Origin of the sequence: Nocardioides sp. YIM B13467 (genome assembly GCF_042788075.1) — a bacterium.
In the GTDB taxonomy this organism is placed as follows: Bacteria; Actinomycetota; Actinomycetes; order Propionibacteriales; family Nocardioidaceae; genus Nocardioides.
On the sequence record NZ_JBHZPJ010000019.1, the window covers coordinates 1 to 17,928 of the forward strand.

Here is a 17,928-nt window from a genome sequence, read left to right on the forward strand (position 1 = left end):
CGCCGGCGTTGGTCGTGGCGGCGTTCACGCACGCCGATCTGGCGACCGCTGCTCCGTTCGCCTCCCACAACGGGCTGGTCGCGCGTGCCGCAGAGCGGCTCATCCTGGTGGCGCGTGGTGTGGACGAGAAGTCGCTGGTCGTGCCGGAGGCCGGCCATCTGGCGCTGCGCGCCGCCTACGAGTCGAACCTGCGCGGCTTCCGCGAGGGTGGTCAGGCGGGGGCGCACTCGTGGCTGCTCTACGCAGCCGAGGCGTACGCCGCCGGAGCCGAGGCCTCGCCGCTGCGCCTGGACGCGGCCGAGTAGGGGCAAAAGCAGGTGGCACCCGGTGGGTTGTGAGCACCGGGTGCCACCGCTGACACGAGTGTTTCTGGTTACCAAGCGTGCAAGGTCTGGTCACTGCGTCGGGATTTCTCCCCGGCTACAGCACCCCATCAGATGGGTGGATCGCCGCGTGGGTGCCTGTCACTCGTGTGCGTCTTGTTACACCTCTGTTTCTACGCTGATCGGCAGCCAGATTCAAGGCTGGAAATTCTGCAGGATGAGGAGGATGATGACGCTTCTGCAGAATCGGATCAGGCGCCGAGGCGACGGCGCTTCGTGCCCGCCCAGATGACGCCGCCGGCGATCGCGACCGCGCCCCCGACGGCCAGTGCGGCCAGGGTCGGCGTGGACGGGGTGAGCACCCGGCTGCGCAGCGCGACCGGCTTGTTGAAGACCAGGATGTCCCAGCCGCGTTCCTTGGCCGCCTTGCGGAGGTCCTTGTCGGGATTGACCGCGAACGCGTGGCCGACCTCCTCCAGCATGGGGAGGTCGGTGACGGAGTCGGAGTAGGCGTACGACTGCTCGAGGTCGTAGCCGAAGCGCTCGGCCAGCTGCTGGACCGCGCGGGCCTTCTCTTCGCGGTAGGCGTAGAGCGCGATCTCGCCGGTGTAGCGGCCGTCCTCGATCTCCATCTGGGTGGCGACGACATGGTCGGCGCCGAGCATCGCGCCGATCGGCTCGACCAGCTCGGTGCCGGAGGCGGAGACGATGATGACGTCGTGGCCCTGGGCGTGGTGCTGCTCGATGAGCTGCACGGCCTCCTCGTAGACGAGCGGGTCGACCACGTTGTGGAGGGTGTCGGCGACGATCTCCTTGACCGTGGCGACGTCCCAGCCGGTGACCATCTCGGAGAGCGCCTTGCGCATCTTCTCCATCTGGTCGTGGTCGGCACCGCCGACGACGTAGACGAACTGCGTGTAGGCCGAGCGGATCATGGCCGCACGGGTGATCAGGCCGCCGGCCTGGAAATGCTTGGAGAACGCAAGCGTGCTCGACCTCGCGATGATCGTCTTGTCGAGGTCGAAGAACGCAGCGATGCGTGTCATGGGCACATCGTAGACGCCCGCTGGGCGGGCCGATCACCATCCACAGGGCGGGTCCAGTACCGGGTTATCCACAGGTCCTGGATATGCGAGTGGAATTGTCGGTGTCCCGGCGGATCCTGCTGCCATGACCTCGGAACCGCTCGTCATCACCTCGGACTCGTTGCTGGCCGCTGAGGCGGCTCGCCTGGCCGCCGCCTCCGGCGTCACCGTCGAGGAGTGCACCGACGCCGTCGGCGCCCTGCGTCGATGGCAACGTCCACCACTGATCCTCGTCGGCGCCGACCTCCTGGCGGAGGTGGCATCGCTGCGCCCACCTCGAAGAGACGGGGTGTACGTCGTGGGATGGGGCTCGACCGGTGAGCCCCTGCTTCGGGCCGCGCTGGAGGTCGGTGCCGAGACGTTGCTCGAGCTGCCGTCGGCCGAGACCGTGGTTGCCGGGCTGCTCGCCGACGTCAGCGATGGTGAGGGCGGCGACGGCATGGTCGTCGGCGTGCTGGCCGGATCGGGTGGCGCCGGTGCGACGACGTACGCCGCGGCCCTGGCCAGCCTGGGAGCCGACCGCGGGTCGACGCTGCTGATCGACGCCGACCGGCTCGGTCCCGGAGCCGGGCGGGTGCTCGGCCTCGACGAGATCCCGGGCGTGACCTGGGGAGATCTCGGGCAGACCGCCGGGCGGCTGGGTGCGCGGGCGTTGCGGGAGGCGGTGCCGCACGTCGGGTCGCTGGGCCTGCTGGGGTGGCCGGGCGGCGACGTGGTGCCACCGCGGCCGGAGGTGGTGCGCGAGGTGCTCGCCGCGGCGCGTCGCGGCCATGACCTGGTCGTGGTCGACCTGCCACGCGAGTCCGACGCCGGGACCGAGGCGCTGCTGACCGGATGCGACATCGTCCTCGTCGTCGTTCGGGCGAACGTCACCGGCACCGCGTCCGCCGCCCGGCTGGTCTCCCGCCTCCCCGAGCGGGATCGGGTGCGGGTCGTCGTCCGCGGCCGCGCGGCCGAGCCGGAGGCCGTCGGGCGTGCGCTCGGGCTCCCGGTGATCGCCTCGATGTCCGACCAGCGCGGGCTCTCGGAGGCCATCGACCTGGGCCTGGGACCGATCCGCTCGAAGCGGGCGCCGCTGGCCCGTGCCGCGGCCGAGGTGCTGATGCGCTGCCGGGTCCGCGCGGGGGTGATGGTCGCATGATCGGGGCCGTCGACATCGCGCCCCAGGTCGTCGACCTCGTCCGCGACCACCTGGCGCGTACGCCGGGAGAGCTCACCCCACACCGGGTCCAGGAGGCGCTCCGTGCGGAGGGGCGGATCGTCGGTGACGCGACCGTGCTGGCGGTCTTCGAGATGCTGCGCCGCGACGTGGTCGGCGCGGGGCCGTTGGAGCCGCTGTTGCGGTTGCCGGGGGTGACCGACGTCCTCGTCAACGGGCCCGATCAGGTCTTCATCGACCGCGGATCCGGTCTGGAGCCCGCTCCGGTCGCGTTTCCTGACGACGACGCGGTTCGGCGGCTGGCGCAGCGGTTGGCTGCCGGGGCCGGCCGTCGCCTGGACGATGCCTCGCCCTACGTCGACCTGAGGCTGGGCGACGGCAGCCGGTTCCATGCGGTGCTGGCGCCGCTGGCGCGACCGGGCACGGTGATCTCGTTGCGCGTGCCGTCGGCGCGGGCGTTCACGCTCGCCGAGCTGGAGGCTTCGGGGATGGTGGTTCCCCGCGTGGCCGATCTGCTGCGCCGGCTGGTGCTGGCGAGGTCGGCGTTTCTCGTCTCCGGAGGCACCGGCACCGGGAAGACCACCTTGCTGGCGTCGCTGTTGTCCTTGGTGCCGCCGGAGGAGCGGCTGGTGCTGGTGGAGGACGCCTCTGAGCTGCGTCCGGACCATCCGCATGTGGTCGGCCTCGAGGCGCGCCCGGCCAACATCGAGGCGGCCGGCGCCGTCGAGCTCCATACGCTGGTCCGCCAGGCCCTCAGGATGCGGCCGGACCGGCTGGTCGTGGGTGAGGTGCGTGGTGCCGAGGTCGTCGATCTCCTCGCCGCGTTGAACACCGGCCACGAGGGCGGCTGCGGCACGCTGCACGCCAACTCCGCCGCCGATGTCCCGGCGCGGGTGGAGGCGCTGGCGCTCGCCGCCGGTCTCGGCAGGGAGGCGGCGCACAGCCAGTTCGATTCCGGTGTCGACGTGGTCGTGCACCTGCGCCGACGTGACGGCCGCCGGGTGCTGACCGAGATCGCGGTCCCGTGTCGCGGAGCCGATGGGCTGGTCCGCATGGAGACCGCCTTCTCGGTGGCCGCCGATGACGTCGTGGTCACCGGACCGGCCTCGGACCGGCTCGAAGCGCTGCTGGGAGCCGAGCGGTGAGCGGGCTGAGCCTCGGGCTGGTCGCCGGCCTGCTCGGTGGCGCCGCCGCGCTGACGCTCCGCCCTCGAGCAGCGGTCGCACCACGGTCGCCTGCGTGGCGGGTGCCGCGGTGGTCGTTCCTCCTGGTCGCTCTGATCCCCATCGTCTTCCCGGGCAAGGCGGTCGTCGCGGCTGTCTTGCTCGGGATCGCCACCTTTGGCGGTGTCGCGCTGTGGCGGCGCCGCTGCGAGCGGATCGAGGCTGGGCGTACGGCCAACCGCGTCGTCGAGGCCTGCGAGCAGATGGCCGCCGAGCTCGCCGCCGGGCACCCGCCTGGTCCCGCGCTGACGCAGCTTGCCACGGAGTGGCCGGTGATCGAGCCGGTCGCGGAGGCGCAGCGGATGGGCTCCGACGTCCCCGCCGCGTGGCGGCAGGTCGCCGAAGTTCCAGGTGCGGGATCGCTCAGGGTGGTCGCCGCGGCCTGGCAGATCGCCCATCAGACCGGGAGCGGTCTCGCGGACGCACTCGACCGGGTGGCGCTCGACCTGCGGGCAGCGGCGGCCACCCAGCGTGTCGTCGACGGCGAGCTCGGCTCGGCGCGCTCCACCGCCCGCCTGATCGCGGGCCTGCCGGTGGCTGCCCTGGCGATGGGCAGCGGCGTAGGCGGCGACCCGCTGGCGTTCCTCTTCGGATCGCCGGTGGGTCTGGCCTGCCTCGGGCTCGGACTGCTGCTCGGCTGGTTGGGACTGTGGTGGATCGAGGGCATCGCGCGTGGGGTAGAGGCGCGATGAGCACCTGGCTCGCGGCCGTCGCGCTCGGGTTGGCAGCAGCGTTGCTTCCCGCGCCGGCCTCCCCGCTTCCCGACCGGGCCGTGGCCGTTGCGGATCGGGGCGATCCCGGCGGCTGGATGATGCGCTGGCGGGCGTTGCTGGCGCTGCTCGCCGCCGGCGCCGTCTACTCCTTCGTCGGCGGCACGGCGGGTGCCGTACTCGCCGCTCCGGCGGGTGTCGTCTGCTGGCTGGTCATCGGCCGGGTCGAGCCCGCCGAGGTCCGGCGCGAGCGGGAGGCCGCGAAGGCCGAGCTGCCTGCCTTGGTCCGTCTGCTCTCCGCCGCACTCTCCTCCGGCGCGGCGCCCGCCGAGGCGCTCGTGGCCGTCGCCGCAGCGCTGCCCGGGCCGGCAGCCGCCCGACTCCTGCCGGCGGCTTCGCGGCTTCGTCTGGGAGCCGATCCGGAGAAGACGTGGCGCACCCTGGTGGACGATCCCGCGTTGGCGCCGCTGGGTCGGGCACTGGCCCGAGCTCAGGCGACCGGAGCCCCGGTCGCCACGACGGTCGAGCGCCTGGCCGACGACCTGACCAGAAACGCCCGCGCCGAGGTCGAGGATCGCGCCCGCGCGGTGGGCGTCAAGGCGGCCGTCCCGCTCGGCATCTGCCTCTTGCCCGCCTTCCTGCTGCTGGGCGTCGTTCCCGTCGTCGGCGGCCTCCTCTCCAACCTCGGCATCTGACCCCGCCTGCCGGGGCAACCCCGCCGAGGCGTCACCCCCGTCGGCCGAGACGTCACGCGCGTCGGCCGAGTTGGCAGCCGAATGCCGACTCGACCGACGTACGTGACGTCTCGGCATGCTTGTTTTCCCTGATCAACGGGCCGTTTGTCATCCACAGGGTGGGTTCGGGATCGGGTTGTCCACAGCCGGCGACATGGCGGTCGCGGATGTCGGTGGAGCGGGTCATTGTCGTCGTGAACGGCCGTAACGACGGCCATCGACCAGAGAGGACCAACCATGGCCAAGGCACATCTTCGGAAGGACGAGAAGGGGATCACGACGGCCGAATACGCCGTCGGGACGGCAGCCGGCGCGGGGCTCGCCGGCCTGCTCTACAAGCTGCTCACCGGTGGCTTCGGCAACGACCTGCTCAACAGGCTGTTCCAGCACGTGCTCAGCCTGCTGGGGATCTGACCCGTGGTCCGCGGGCAACGGGACAAGCGGGACGAGCGAGGCGCCGCCACCGCGGAGCTGGTGATGGTGATCCCGCTCCTGGTGGCCGTGACCATTGGGCTGGTGTGGTTGCTGTCGGTGGGAGCGGCGCAGATCCAGGTGGTCGATGCGGCCAGGGAGACCGCCCGGGCCGTCGCCCGAGGGGACGACAGCGGCTCCGCTGCCGCCCGCGGACGTCGGGTCGGGCCTGCGGGCACACAGGTGAGCGTCAGCGCCGGCGCCGAGGAGGTCGTCGCCTCGGCCCGAGCCCGGGTGACCGGGCCAGGTGGGATCTTCAGCTGGCTGCCGGGTGTGACCGTGCGCGGTGAGGCGGTCGCTGCGACCGAGGCGACGCAGGGGGAGCAGTGAGCACCGCCGGGCCCGGCAAGGACGAACGCGGGTCGGCAGCCCCGTTCGCGGTCGGTGCGATCGGCTTGCTGCTCTTCCTCGGTGCGGCGCTGGGTGTGGTGGGCGCGGTCTTCGTCGCCCACCGCACCGCACAGTCCGCGGCCGATCTGGCGGCGTTGGCGGGAGCCGACGCGCTCCAGGTCTCCCAGGACGCATGTGCGGCGGCGACGACGATCGCCGACCGCAACGGCGCCACCTTGGAGTCGTGCGAGATCGCAGGGGAGGACGTCACCGTCACCGTGCGGGTCGACGGACCGCGCTGGCTCGGTCAGCCGGGGGACCCGGTCGCCAAGGCGAGGGCCGGCCCGACCGAGACTCCGGGCTAGTTGTCGTCCTTTGACTCGGGTGTGACGTCCTGCAGCGTCTTGGTCAGCTTCCGCATCTGGCGCCTCTCCTTCATGTTCTTGGCCTGGAGCTTGCCGCCCCACTTGGTGAGGGACAGGCCGAAGAGGAGGAGTACGCCGGCGACGAGGCCGATCACGAAGATCGTGGTCGAGCCGACCGGGAGACCGAGCAGGGTCGCGGTCGGATCGTCGAGGTCACCGTTGCCGGTGGTGAAGAGACCCAGAACGATGAGGACTGCGGCAACGACGATCAGCACGAGGCCAAGGATCAACATTTCTCCACATTAGGCCCATTTGCCGAGAAGCAACCGCAACAACACGATCGCGCCCTGTTTGTCGAGAGGGTTGTTCTGGTTGCCGCACTTGGGCGACTGCACGCAGGAGGGACAGCCGTCATCGCACTCGCACGCCTCGATGGTCTCCAGCGTGGCGCCGAGCCACTCCCGGGCGGCACGGAACCCACGCTCGGAGAATCCGGCCCCGCCGGGATGTCCGTCGTAGACGAAGACGGTGAGCATGCCGGTGTCCGGGTGGGACGCGGTGCTGACGCCACCGATGTCCCAGCGATCACAGGTGGCGATCAGCGGGAGCAGCCCGATCGAGCAGTGCTCGGCAGCGTGGGCTGCGCCCGGGATGTCCGCCGTCTCCAGGCCGGCCGCCTCGAGGGCCGTGGCGGGCACGGTCCACCAGACTGCGGAGGTGCGCAGCGTACGTTCGGGGAGGTCGAGAAGCTCCTCACCCAGCACCTCGCCGCTCGGCTGTCGGCGGCGGAGGAAGGAGACGACCTGGTGGGTGACGTCGACGTCGCCGTACGCCAGGCGGCACTCTCCCCAGGCGACCTGCTCCCGCTCGGCGACGATCGAGATCTCGGTTATCTCCCGGGCGAAGGTGGAGTAGCCCGGGTCGTCGCGGGAGATGACCGCGACGTTCTCCTCCAGATCGAGCTCGTGCACGAGATAGGTCTCGCCTCGGTGGACGTAGACGGCGCCGGCGTGCGCGCTCGCGTGTGAGCTCGCTGCGTCGACCGTGCCGACGACCCGGCCGGTCTCAGCCTCGATCAGCTGCACCTGAGATCCGCCCGAGGAGCGGATGTCGGCGAGGTCGGCCGCGCGGCGGCGGTCGGTCCAGTACCAGCCGCGGGGCCGCTTGCGCAGCAGCCCCGAGGCGACCAGGTTGTCCAGGATCTCGCGGGCACCCGGGCCGAAGAGCGGCAGGTCGGGCTCGGTCAGCGGCAGCTCCTGCGCGGCGGCGCACAGGTGGGGGCCGACGACGTACGGGTTCGCGGGGTCGAAGACGGTGGCCTCGACCGGCTGGCCGAGAAGCGCATCGGGATGCGTGACGAGGTAGGTGTCCAGCGGGTCGTCGCGGGCGACCAGGATGCCGAGGGCGTCACCCGCGCCCCGCCCTGCCCGGCCGATCTGCTGCCAGAAGGCCGAGCGCCTGCCGGGATAGCCGGCCAGCACGACGGCGTCCAGACCGCTGATGTCGATGCCGAGCTCGAGTGCGTTCGTCGCCGCCAGCCCGAGCAGGTCGCCGGAGCGGAGCGATGCCTCGATCGCCCGCCGCTCCTCGGGCAGATACCCACCGCGGTAGGACGCCACCCGCCCCGGCAGCGACGGATCGACTTCTTCCAGCTCGGCGGCCGCGGTCAGGGCGACCTGCTCGGCACCGATCCGGGAGCGTACGAAGGCCAGAGTGCGTACGTCCGAGGAGACCAGGTCGGCGAGGAGGTCGGCGGTCTCGGCAGAGGCCGCGCGGCGCACGGGAGCGCCGTTCTCGCCCGCGTGCGACGTCAGCGGCGGCTGCCACAGGGCGATCGAGAGCTCCCCGCGTGGTGACGTGTCGGCGGTCACCGGGAGCACCGGAAGGCCGGTGAGCCGCTCGCCCGCGATCGACGGCTCGGCGACGGTCGCCGAGGCGAGGATGAACGTCGGCGACGAGCCGTAGAGCGCGCAGATGCGCCGCAGCCGCCGCAGCACGTGCGAGACGTGCGCCCCGAAGACGCCGCGGTAGTGATGGCACTCGTCGATGACGACGTAGCGCAGCGAGCGGAAGTACGCCGTCCATCGCTGATGGCCGGGGAGCAACGACCGGTGCAGCATGTCGGGGTTGGTCAGGATGTACTCGCCGAAGTCGCGAGCCCAGTCCCGCTGCTCCCGGGTGCTGTCACCGTCGTGGGTCACCGCGCGCACGTCGACGCCCAGCTCGCGCAGCCCGGTCAGCTGGTCCTGAGCGAGCGCCTTGGTGGGTGCGAGATAGAGGACTCCGGCGCCGCGCTCACCACGTGGACCACGCCCGTCTCGGATCGCGGTCAGTGCGGGCAGCTGATAGGCCAGCGACTTCCCTGAGGCGGTGCCGGTCGAGACGATCACATGGGTGCCCTCGTGGGCGGCCTCGGCGGCCACCGCCTGATGCCGCCAAGGACGCTCGATCCCGCGAGCGGCGAAGGCGGCGACCACATCGGCCGAAGCCCACGTCGGCCAGTCGGCGAAGACGGCCTCTCGCGGCGGGACCTGCTCGAGGTGAGCCAGCCGGTCCTCGCGGCCCGGGACGTCAGCGAGCCGGCGTACGAGATCACCGGTCGCTGTCGTCAACACCTGCCTATTCTCCCAGAATCCTGGTGGCCGCCACGCTTGCGGCCCCGCATCGTGTCCATGACGTTGCGAGTTTCTTGCGCGCATCCTGGTGAGCCGTGGTTACATTACGATCGACTCCGGGTATCGGACACCAGGCATGCCGACCGGAGCTGGTTGTCTCACGTTCCTTGGCAGGAGAACTTCGAAGTGGATCTGACGCTTGCGACTCGCGAGCTCGACTCGGCCACCATCGTGGCCGTGGGCGGCGAGATCGACGTCTATACCGCGCCGAAGCTGAGGGACAAGATCACCGAGCTCGTCGCGCGGGGTCACTACGACATCGTCGTCGACCTCGAAGCCGTGGAGTTCCTCGACTCGACCGGCCTCGGCGTCCTGGTGGGTGGCCTGAAGAAGGTGCGCCAGCACAACGGCATGCTTCGCCTGGTCTGCACGCAGGAGCGGCTGCTCAAGATCTTCCGGATCACCGGTCTCGCCAAGGTTTTCGACATCCACGCCAGCGCCGAGGGCGCGGCAGCGGGCTGACCCAGGGCCACAGACGACTGAGCGCGCGAAGCGCGGCATTAGGCTCCAGGTGTGAGTGACCTCCCGCACCGGCTCCGTGACGCCCTCCAGCAGGCCGACTTCTCCTACGACTCCGTCGCCGAGCTGCTCGGTCCGACCGCGCACAGTGCGCTGAGTCGCAACGAGACGCTGCCGGGCCGGCGGCGCACCCACGGAGGCTCCCCGCTGGAGACGCTCATCCGGCTCTTCCTGCTGCAGACGACCGTGCCCCTGGACCACGCCGAGGCAGCTCTGCCCGGGCTCGTCGACCGGCTCGCCGTCGAGGGGATCCTGGAGCAGTCGGTCGGCGAGGTCGCGGCCCGCCTCGACGTACGTCCGTACGCCACCGACGACACCGCCCTCTGGGTCGTCTCCGACCTCACGCCGGGGCTCGACGGCGGCCCCCAGCGCGTCGGCCACGAGCACGTGCTCGGGATCAGCCCCGCCTCGACCTCTCTGGCGCAGCTGACCATCCGCGACCAGGTCGGCACCTCGCTCGATCTCGGCACCGGCTGCGGCGTCCAGGCCCTCCACCTCGCCACCCACAGCGACCGGGTGGTCGCGACCGACGTCAACCAGCGAGCCCTGTGGATCACCACCTTCAACGCTGCCCTCAATGACGTGGCGGATCGGATCGACGTACGCAACGGGTCGTTCTTCGAGCCCGTCGCCGGTGAGCGCTTCGACCTGATCGCCACCAACCCGCCATTCGTGATCAGCCCGGCAACCGGTGAGCGCCTCGTCTACCGCGACTCCGGGCTTCCCGGCGACCGGGTGGTCGAGGACATCGTCAGGGCCGCTCCCGGCATGCTCACCGAGGGCGGCTGGTGTCAGATCCTGGGCAACTGGATCATCTCCGAGAACCAGCCCTGGGACGACCGCCTCGAGGGATGGCTCGGGGACGAGGTCGACGCGTTCGTGGTCCAGCGTGAGGTGCTCGACCCCGCGGCGTACGTCGAGCTGTGGCTCAAGGACTCCGGCCACCACGGCGCCCAGGACTACCTGACCCGCTACGACACGTGGCTGTCCTGGTTCGAGGAGCAGAAGATCGAGGGTGTCGGGTTCGGCTGGATCAACTTGCACCGCACCGGCCCGGCCAACCCGAGGCGCGAGCTCCTCGAGTGGCCCTACGACGTCGAGCAGCCGATCGCCCCGGCGCTCAAGGCGTGGGGCGACGCGGCCCGCGTCGAGGTCACCGAGGACTCCACGCTGGTGATCGTCGAGGACGTCCAGCAGGAGACCCTCGGCCAGCCCGGCGCCGAGGACCCCAGCACCGTCATCCTGCGCCAGCAGCGCGGCCTGCGTCGCGCACGCCAGGCGGACACGATCGAGGCCGCCTTCGCGGGCGCGTGCGACGGCGACCTGACCGTCGGCCAGATCCTCGACGCGCTCGCACAGATCCTCGACCGCGACCCCGCGGTCGTGCGCAGCAGCTACCTGCCGATCGCCCAGGAGCTGGTCAGCGAGGGCTTCCTCCGTCCCGCACCAGGCACGCCTGGTCCCGCAGCCTGATCAGGCGTCTGCGCACGCTCGAGACCAGCAGGTCCGGATAGCCCAATGGCTCGAGGTCGGGAAGGTCGCGCATGCCCCACGGCCGCTGCGTCTGCCACGGCCAGAAGCCACGGAGCGCGGCCGCCAGCTGCTTGCCGTAGGCCGACGGCATCTTCTTCACGCCCAGCCGCTCCTTGAGCTCGGTCGCGGTGACCAGGCCACCTGGCCCGGCGAGCCCGTTGGCGCCCAGGACCGTCCAGACGATCCCGGCAGCCACCTGAGCCGGCTGCGTGGGCCGGTCGACGACCAGCGGGTCGATCTCCCACAGCCGCAGCAGGGCCCGTCGCAGCGCGAAGCCCACCTCCTCGACAGGGAAGTCGGCCGCGACCTCGTCGAGCAGCGCGGCAACCGCCTCCAGCTGCGTACGTCCCGCCGCATCCTCCACGACCGGCAGGTCCAGCCCGTCCTCGGCCAGCGGCGCGGCATCCAGCGCGGTGACCGCCTCGTGGCCGCCGCACAGCGCGGCCAGCCAGTCCAGGGCCACCTCGTGGTCGGGTCGTGGCGGCGTATCCGGCTCCGCCCAGCGGGGCCGGGTCAGCTCGGCCTCCAGGCGCTCCAGGATCACGTTGGTCCGGGTGAGCAGCTGCGCGCACTCGGAGCAGACCAGGTGCTCCGGGGGCGTGGCCAGACCCTCTATGTAGTCGATGTATTCGGCGTCGATCATCAGCAGAGACCTCTCGGTTCGGATTGGTCTCGCCGTCCTCGAAAGCCACCATACGGACGAGCACCGACAGTTTTTGGACATGGCCGGATGAGACACCGATTTCACGCTCCCGCTCCCCAGCGTGCTAGGTATTGTCTTCGCGGCGCCCAAGGCAACACGCCATGTTGTCCGAGAGCTCAGTGCCGCATGAACCGCGGTGACTGGACCCATGCCGGCTGGAGACACGCGCTAACGTGTCTCGCCAGAGCTTGTCAGTGGTGCCAGGCTCTGCTGCAGTGAGATAAGGACGTCAGTGGCACACAAGTTGGTGATCGTCGAGTCCCCGGCGAAGGCTCAGAAGATCGGCGGATACCTCGGACAGGGGTATGTCGTCGAGGCATCCGTCGGGCACATCCGCGACCTTCCGCAGAGCGCGGCAGACACCCCTGCCAAGATCAAGGACAAGCCGTGGGGGCGCTTCGGCGTCGATGTCGACAACGGCTTCACCCCTTACTACGTCGTGCCCAGCGACAAGAAGAAGCAGATCGCCAAGCTCAAGTCGCTCCTCAAGGACGCCGACGAGCTCTACCTCGCCACCGATGAGGACCGCGAGGGTGAGGCGATCGCCTGGCACCTTCTCGACGAGCTGAAGCCGAAGAAGGGCATCCCGGTCAAGCGGATGGTCTTCCACGAGATCACCAAGGCCGCCATCCTGGCTGCCGCCGAGAACCCGCGCGAGCTCGACATGGACCTCGTCGAGGCCCAGGAGTCGCGCCGCATCCTCGACCGTCTCTACGGCTACGAGATCTCCCCGGTGCTGTGGAAGAAGGTCATGCCCCGCCTGAGTGCGGGCCGTGTCCAGTCGGTCGCCACCCGGCTCGTCGTCGACCGTGAGCGTGAGCGGATCGCCTTCCGCACCGCCTCGTACTGGGATCTCGCCGGCACCTTCGACGCCGGCTCCGACCACGAGCCTCGGATGTTCCCGGCCCGGATCACCTCCGTCGACGGCAGCCGCGTCGCCCGCGGCACCGACTTCGGCCCCGACGGCCTGCTGAAGAGCGACAAGGTCGTCCACCTCGACCGCACCCGAGCCGAGTCCCTCGTCGCCGGCCTCGAGGGCCAGACCTACGAGGTCCGCTCGGTCGAGTCGAAGCCCTACAAGCGCAGCCCGTACGCCCCCTTCCGCACCACCACGATGCAGCAGGAGGCCAGCCGCAAGCTCGGGATGAGCGCGTCGACCACGATGTCGGTCGCCCAGCGTCTCTACGAGAACGGCTTCATCACCTACATGCGTACCGACTCCACAACCCTGAGCGGAGACGCGGTCAGCGCGGCCCGCGCTCAGGTCCGGGAGCTCTACGGTGCCGAATACCTGCCCGACGCGCCCCGGACGTACGCCTCCAAGGTCAAGAACGCCCAGGAGGCCCACGAGGCGATCCGCCCCGCGGGTGACTCCTTCCGCACTCCGGCGCAGACCGGTCTGACCGGCGACCAGTTCCGCCTCTACGAGCTCATCTGGATGCGCACCGTCGCCTCCCAGATGAAGGACGCGGTCGGCAACTCGGTCGCGATCCGTCTCGGCGCCACGGCGGCCACGGGCGAGGACGTGGTCTTCTCCGCGACCGGGCGCGTGATCACCTTCCACGGCTTCCTGAAGGCGTACGTCGAGGGCACCGACTCCGCCGACCAGACCTCCGACGACCAGCAGACCCGCCTCCCGAACCTCACCGAGGGCGACCGGGTGAACGCCGCGAGCCTCACCGCGGACGGTCACGAGACCAAGCCGCCTGCCCGTTACACCGAGGCGACCCTGGTCCGTGAGCTCGAAGAGCGCGAGATCGGCCGTCCGTCGACCTACGCGAGCATCATCCAGACCATCATCAACCGCGGCTACGTCTTCAAGAAGGGCACCGCGCTGGTGCCCGCCTGGGTCGCGTTCTCGGTGGTCAGGCTGCTGGAGGAGCACTTCCCGCGCCAGATCGACTACCGGTTCACGGCGAGCATGGAGGAGATCCTCGACGAGATCGCCAAGGGCGACAAGGACATGACCACCGAGCTCGGGGAGTTCTACTTCGGCTCCGAGCGGGTCATGGGCCTCAAGCCGCTGGTCGACGGTCTCGGCGACATCGACGCCCGCGAGCTGGCGACCTTCCCGGTCGGCAGCCCGGAGTCCGGGGTCAACCTCCGGGTCGGCCGCTACGGCCCCTACATCGAGGGCCCCGGCGACGACGGCACCCCGTTCGCGGTGCGTGCCAACGTCCCCGACGACCTGCCGCCCGACGAGCTCACCCTGGAGAAGGCCAAGGAGCTCTTCGCCAACCCGGCCGGCGAGGAGCTCAACCTCGGCGTCCACCCCGAGACGGGGCTCACCGTCGTCGCGAAGAGCGGGCGGTTCGGTCCCTACGTCACCGAGCAGCTCCCCGAGGACGCGAAGAAGGGCGCCAAGCCCCGCACCGCGAGCCTCTTCAAGTCGATGAACCTCCAGACCATCACGCTCGAGGACGCGGTCAAGCTGCTGACCCTGCCCCGGGTCGTCGGCACCGCCGCAGACGGCGAGGAGATCACCGCCCAGAACGGCCGCTACGGGCCCTACCTGAAGAAGGGCACCGACTCCCGGACCCTGAGCTCGGAGGACCAGCTGCTCACGATCACGCTGGAGGAGGCTGAGCAGATCTACGCCCAGCCGAAGCAGCGCGGCCGTGCCGCCGCCAAGCCGCCGCTCAAGGAGCTCGGCCCCGACCCGGTCTCCGGGCAGCCGATGGTCGTCAAGGACGGTCGCTTCGGCCCCTACGTCACCGACGGTGAATACAACGCCACCCTCCGGGCCGCCGACGACCTGGAGACCCTGACCGCCGAGCGTGCCGCCGAGCTGCTCGCCGACAAGCGCGCCAAGGGACCGGCGAAGAAGACCACCAAGCGGGCGACGAAGAAGACCGCGAAGAAGGCCCCGGCGAAGAAGTCGACCGCCAAGAAGACGACCAAGAAGGCTGCGACCAAGAAGTCGTGATCAGGTCATACCTGAGCGTGGCGAACAAGGAGAACGCCTGACTTCTCAGGTGTTTCCTGCACTTCTCAGGTGTTGCAATGCCCGAGAAGTGCAGGAATACCCGGTTAACCGGGTATTCCAACCGACCCGTCAGCCGAGCGACCCGACGACCTCGTCGTAGTCCAACCGGTCGGCCGCGATGTAGAAGAGCCTCGCGCCAGGGGAGACGGGCAGGTCCCAGGGCGGGCTGACCTGGATGCCGTGGATGGTGCGTACGGCGAGGAGCGTGGCGCCGTGCGAACGGCCGAGAGCGGCCTGCCAGGCGCCGACGTCCACGGTCGAGGCCGAAGGGGGCACCGTGAGCGAGTAGGTGCCCTTGCCGCCCGCGGTGGCGAGCTCCTGGTAGACCTCCGCGATCCCGGGGTCGCTGAGCTCCTCGGCGATCAGCTGGGTGTTGTGCCACTGGACGCAGTGGACGGTGGTGTCGACGCGGAAGATGGTGCGCTGCACGCGCAGGTCCCGCAGTGCCACGATCGTGTGCACCGAAGGAGCCGCGGTGTTGGCGGCGACGGTGAGCGTGACCGCCTCGTTGTCGTCACGCGGGTCGATCAGCACGCTGTGTGCGTTGGACAGCCCGGTGCGAGCGAGCACGTCGAGATCGGTGATGTCGCCGCGTACGAAATGAAGGCGGTCCTCCCCGGGCATCGGGTGCTCGGAGAGCTGGTCCTCCCAGGTCGCGAGCACGACCTCCCGCTCCGGTTCGGAGAGCAGTTCGACGAGGATCCGTTCGGTGCGCCCGGCGGCGTAGCCGAGCATCACGATGTGGTTCTGTCCGCTGAAGCTGATCTCTCCACGCATGCGGCGTCCTTTGGCGTTCTCGATGATTGCCGAGATCCGGCTGAACAAGATGGCGAGGGTGGTGATGGAGCCGAAGACGACGTACGCCCCGACGAGCCGACCACCGGTGGTCTCCGGGAAGAGGTCGCCGTAGCCGACCGTGGTCGCGGTGACCAGGAACCACCACCAGTAGTGGGCGGGGCGCACGATGTCGCTCCCCGGCTGGGCCAGCGCCATCGCGATCCAGCCGGTGACGAAGACGAAGCCGATGATCGCGAGCGGGAGCACCCAGGCGTAGTGCCGTGAGGTGCGCCGGGCCAGTCTGATCAGGAAGAACATCAGTAGCCCACCCAACCGTTCCGGGCGTAGTCCAGGATCGCCGGATCCAGCAGCGTGGTGACCGAGGTCGGCCGCTCGGCGCGGTCCGGCGGGAACGACGAAGCGGCCGCGAGCACGGCGTCGCTGGCGTAGCGCAGCCCGCCCGGCGCCTCGTCGTCGAGCGCCAGCTCAGGGGCCGAGCCGTCGCGGGAGGCGAGGACGTAGCCCCAGTTCCCGAAGGACGGTACGTCCGCCTGGTAGGGCGTGGTCCGGTAGCCGGCCTCGGTGAGGGTGTGCCGCACCGACCAGAACGCATCCGGCGCGAAGAACGGGCTGCCGGACTGCACGACCATCCGTCCGGACGGGGCGAGCAGCCGCGCGATCATGCTGTAGTTCTCGACGGAGTAGAGCTTGGCCAGAGCGGTCGAGTCCGGGTCCGGGAAATCGGCGATGACCACGTCGAACGGAGCCCCCGAGTAGTCGCGCACCCAGGAGAACGCGTCGTCGGCGACGTACGTCAGCCGGGGGTCCTCCAAGGACCCGGACGTCAGCGACGAGACCGGCTCGAAGGAGCGCGCCAGCGACACCACCGCCGGGTCGAGATCGACCAGCGTCACCGACGAGGCCGACTGATAGCGCAGCACCTCCCGCGCCGCGAGCCCGTCGCCACCACCGAGGATCAGAACCCGCTGGTGCGGCCCGTTCATCGCCGGATGGACGAGCATCTCGTGGTAGCGGTATTCGTCGAGCGAGGAGAACTGCAGGTCGCCGTCGAGGAAGAGGCGTACGTCATCGAACTCCGGCCCGACCGGAGCGCCGCGGGTCACCACGATCTCCTGATAGGCCGAGCGCTGGGAGTGGATGATCGGGTCGCGGTAGAGCGCCTGCCGGGCGTTGAGCTCGAAGGAGTCGGCGGTCACCGCGGTCAGGCCGAGAGCGACCGCGAGCGCGCCACAGATCGCCGTGACCGTCCCACGCTGCCGGCGTGAGCCGGCCAGCGCCACCCCGACCGTCCAGGCGGCGAGGACGTTCAGGGCAGCCGTCGCCACCGTCCCCACCAGCAGGCCCAGGGTCGGCAGCAGCACGAACGGGAAAGCCAGCCCGCCGATGAGCGCCCCGACGTAGTCGACCGCGTTGATGTCGGCGACCGCGAGCGAGGCCTGCTGGCGCCGCAGCCGCTGCAGCAGCTCCATCAGCAGCGGGATCTCGGCGCCCACCAAGGCACCGATCAGGAACGTCACCAGCAGCATCATCGGGGTGTAGAGGTGCAGCCACGCGAACGCCGCGTAGAGCGCCGGCACCGAGGCGCCGCCGACCGCGGCGAGCGCGATCTCCACGCCCACGAACGAGCGCAGCGGCCGCGCGGTGAGCGGCTTGGCGAGCACGGCGCCGATGCCCATCGCGAACATCGACACCGCGATCACCAGGGACGTCTGCGCGATCGAGTTGCCGAGCAGATAGCTCCCCAGCGTCACCAACGCGAGCTCGTAGACGAGGCCGCAGGCAGCGCAGACGAACACCGCCGCGAGGACGAGCAGCCGCGCCGCACGTCCCTCGGGCAGCGCGGACAACGACGGGAGGGTCAGACTCACGTGATCGAGGCCGCCACGATCACGCCGACGGCCAGCTGCACCGCGACGGCGACCCAGATCGCCGGGTCGTCCTTGTCGTCGGTCATCAGCTCACCGAGCCGGCCCGGGGTGAGCAGGTCGAGGATCACGAACGCGAACGCGAGCAGGGCGATCCCGATGAGACCGTACGCAGCCGTCTCGGCGAGCCCCTGGAGCGTGTCCGCCTCCGCGGTGTAGATCGAGGTGGCCACGATCGTCGCGATCGCGACGACCGAGGAGCCGAGCAGCAGCGCCGGGTCGCGGCGGTGCTCCACGAAGATCAGCTGCCCCAGCCGGCCCGGCGTGAGCAGGTCGATCACGTAGAAGCCGATCATCAGCAGAACCAGCCCGAGGGCGGCGAAGGCAACGGTGGACAGCAGTCCGCTCACAAGGTCAGTCATCGGTTCATCTCTCCAGTCTGAGGGTGG

General features: G+C 70.3%; 17 protein-coding genes and 1 pseudogene. 11 read left to right on the plus strand and 7 right to left on the minus strand.

The window, feature by feature from the left end; genetic code table 11:
* Positions 1–305, plus strand: a pseudogene (locus tag ACFX43_RS04505) (oxidoreductase); the annotation flags it as partial.
* A 269-nt stretch (positions 306–574) separates the two neighbouring features.
* Here ACFX43_RS04505 and ACFX43_RS04510 read toward each other — a convergent pair.
* Complete coding sequence (locus tag ACFX43_RS04510) at positions 575–1,369, minus strand: HAD family hydrolase (RefSeq protein WP_378817543.1); 795 nt, start codon at positions 1,367–1,369, stop codon at positions 575–577.
* A gap of 124 nt (positions 1,370–1,493) precedes the next feature.
* Here ACFX43_RS04510 and ssd point away from each other — a divergent pair, with 124 nt between their 5' ends.
* The 7 genes from ssd to ACFX43_RS04545 all read left to right on the plus strand — a co-directional run bounded on the left by ssd (position 1,494) and on the right by ACFX43_RS04545 (position 6,400).
* Entirely contained in the window at positions 1,494–2,549 is a 1,056-nt protein-coding gene (ssd, locus tag ACFX43_RS04515; RefSeq protein WP_378817544.1) for a septum site-determining protein Ssd, read from the plus strand.
* A complete protein-coding gene (locus ACFX43_RS04520) occupies positions 2,546–3,712 on the plus strand; it encodes a TadA family conjugal transfer-associated ATPase (protein WP_378817547.1) in 1,167 nt (388 codons plus the stop codon). The genes ssd and ACFX43_RS04520 overlap by 4 nt, the downstream gene beginning before the upstream one ends.
* Entirely contained in the window at positions 3,709–4,482 is a 774-nt protein-coding gene (locus ACFX43_RS04525) for a type II secretion system F family protein (protein ID WP_378817549.1), read from the plus strand. Before ACFX43_RS04520 ends, ACFX43_RS04525 begins: the two co-directional genes overlap by 4 nt.
* On the plus strand, positions 4,479–5,195 hold the full coding sequence (locus ACFX43_RS04530) for a type II secretion system F family protein (RefSeq protein ID WP_378817556.1): 717 nt from the start codon (positions 4,479–4,481) through the stop codon (positions 5,193–5,195). The genes ACFX43_RS04525 and ACFX43_RS04530 overlap by 4 nt, the downstream gene beginning before the upstream one ends.
* A gap of 276 nt (positions 5,196–5,471) precedes the next feature.
* Positions 5,472–5,648, plus strand: coding sequence for a DUF4244 domain-containing protein (locus ACFX43_RS04535; RefSeq protein ID WP_091044736.1), 177 nt, complete (start codon positions 5,472–5,474; stop codon positions 5,646–5,648).
* 3 nt (positions 5,649–5,651) lie between these two features.
* On the plus strand, positions 5,652–6,035 hold the full coding sequence (locus ACFX43_RS04540) for a TadE family type IV pilus minor pilin (protein WP_378817560.1): 384 nt from the start codon (positions 5,652–5,654) through the stop codon (positions 6,033–6,035).
* Positions 6,032–6,400: an Rv3654c family TadE-like protein gene (locus ACFX43_RS04545; protein WP_378817563.1), complete on the plus strand. Its 369-nt coding sequence runs from the start codon at positions 6,032–6,034 to the stop codon at positions 6,398–6,400. The genes ACFX43_RS04540 and ACFX43_RS04545 overlap by 4 nt, the downstream gene beginning before the upstream one ends.
* On the opposite strand, the gene ACFX43_RS04550 is transcribed toward ACFX43_RS04545, so the two are convergent.
* Together ACFX43_RS04550 and ACFX43_RS04555 are read right to left on the minus strand one after the other, a co-directional pair.
* The gene (locus ACFX43_RS04550; protein ID WP_378817565.1) at positions 6,397–6,693 is read right to left on the minus strand and encodes a hypothetical protein; all 297 of its coding nucleotides are present in this window, start codon (positions 6,691–6,693) and stop codon (positions 6,397–6,399) included. The genes ACFX43_RS04545 and ACFX43_RS04550 overlap by 4 nt on opposite strands.
* A gap of 9 nt (positions 6,694–6,702) precedes the next feature.
* On the minus strand, positions 6,703–9,015 hold the full coding sequence (locus ACFX43_RS04555) for a DEAD/DEAH box helicase (RefSeq protein WP_378817568.1): 2,313 nt from the start codon (positions 9,013–9,015) through the stop codon (positions 6,703–6,705).
* A gap of 186 nt (positions 9,016–9,201) precedes the next feature.
* Here ACFX43_RS04555 and ACFX43_RS04560 point away from each other — a divergent pair, with 186 nt between their 5' ends.
* Both ACFX43_RS04560 and ACFX43_RS04565 read left to right on the plus strand, forming a co-directional pair.
* Positions 9,202–9,537, plus strand: coding sequence for an anti-sigma factor antagonist (locus ACFX43_RS04560; protein WP_091044749.1), 336 nt, complete (start codon positions 9,202–9,204; stop codon positions 9,535–9,537).
* A gap of 51 nt (positions 9,538–9,588) precedes the next feature.
* The gene (locus tag ACFX43_RS04565; protein ID WP_378817571.1) at positions 9,589–11,067 is read left to right on the plus strand and encodes a methyltransferase; all 1,479 of its coding nucleotides are present in this window, start codon (positions 9,589–9,591) and stop codon (positions 11,065–11,067) included.
* On the opposite strand, the gene ACFX43_RS04570 is transcribed toward ACFX43_RS04565, so the two are convergent.
* Complete coding sequence (locus ACFX43_RS04570; protein WP_378817574.1) at positions 11,015–11,770, minus strand: hypothetical protein; 756 nt, start codon at positions 11,768–11,770, stop codon at positions 11,015–11,017. The two genes, ACFX43_RS04565 and ACFX43_RS04570, sit on opposite strands and share 53 nt — an antisense overlap.
* A 292-nt stretch (positions 11,771–12,062) precedes the next feature.
* Here ACFX43_RS04570 and topA point away from each other — a divergent pair, with 292 nt between their 5' ends.
* Entirely contained in the window at positions 12,063–14,756 is a 2,694-nt protein-coding gene (gene topA, locus ACFX43_RS04575; RefSeq protein ID WP_378817577.1) for a type I DNA topoisomerase, read from the plus strand.
* Between the two features lie 129 nt (positions 14,757–14,885).
* Here topA and ACFX43_RS04580 read toward each other — a convergent pair whose 3' ends face one another.
* From ACFX43_RS04580 to ACFX43_RS04590, 3 genes are read right to left on the minus strand one after another with little or no spacing between them, the layout of a single operon-like run.
* Entirely contained in the window at positions 14,886–15,911 is a 1,026-nt protein-coding gene (locus tag ACFX43_RS04580) for an ion channel (protein ID WP_378817580.1), read from the minus strand.
* Positions 15,911–17,482 carry a polyamine aminopropyltransferase gene (locus ACFX43_RS04585; RefSeq protein ID WP_378817583.1) on the minus strand — a complete coding sequence of 524 codons (1,572 nt, stop codon included), beginning with the start codon at positions 17,480–17,482 and terminating at the stop codon, positions 15,911–15,913. The genes ACFX43_RS04580 and ACFX43_RS04585 overlap by 1 nt, the downstream gene beginning before the upstream one ends.
* Complete coding sequence (locus ACFX43_RS04590) at positions 17,479–17,901, minus strand: DUF350 domain-containing protein (protein WP_350660294.1); 423 nt, start codon at positions 17,899–17,901, stop codon at positions 17,479–17,481. The genes ACFX43_RS04585 and ACFX43_RS04590 overlap by 4 nt, the downstream gene beginning before the upstream one ends.
* Between the last annotated feature and the right edge of the window lie 27 nt (positions 17,902–17,928).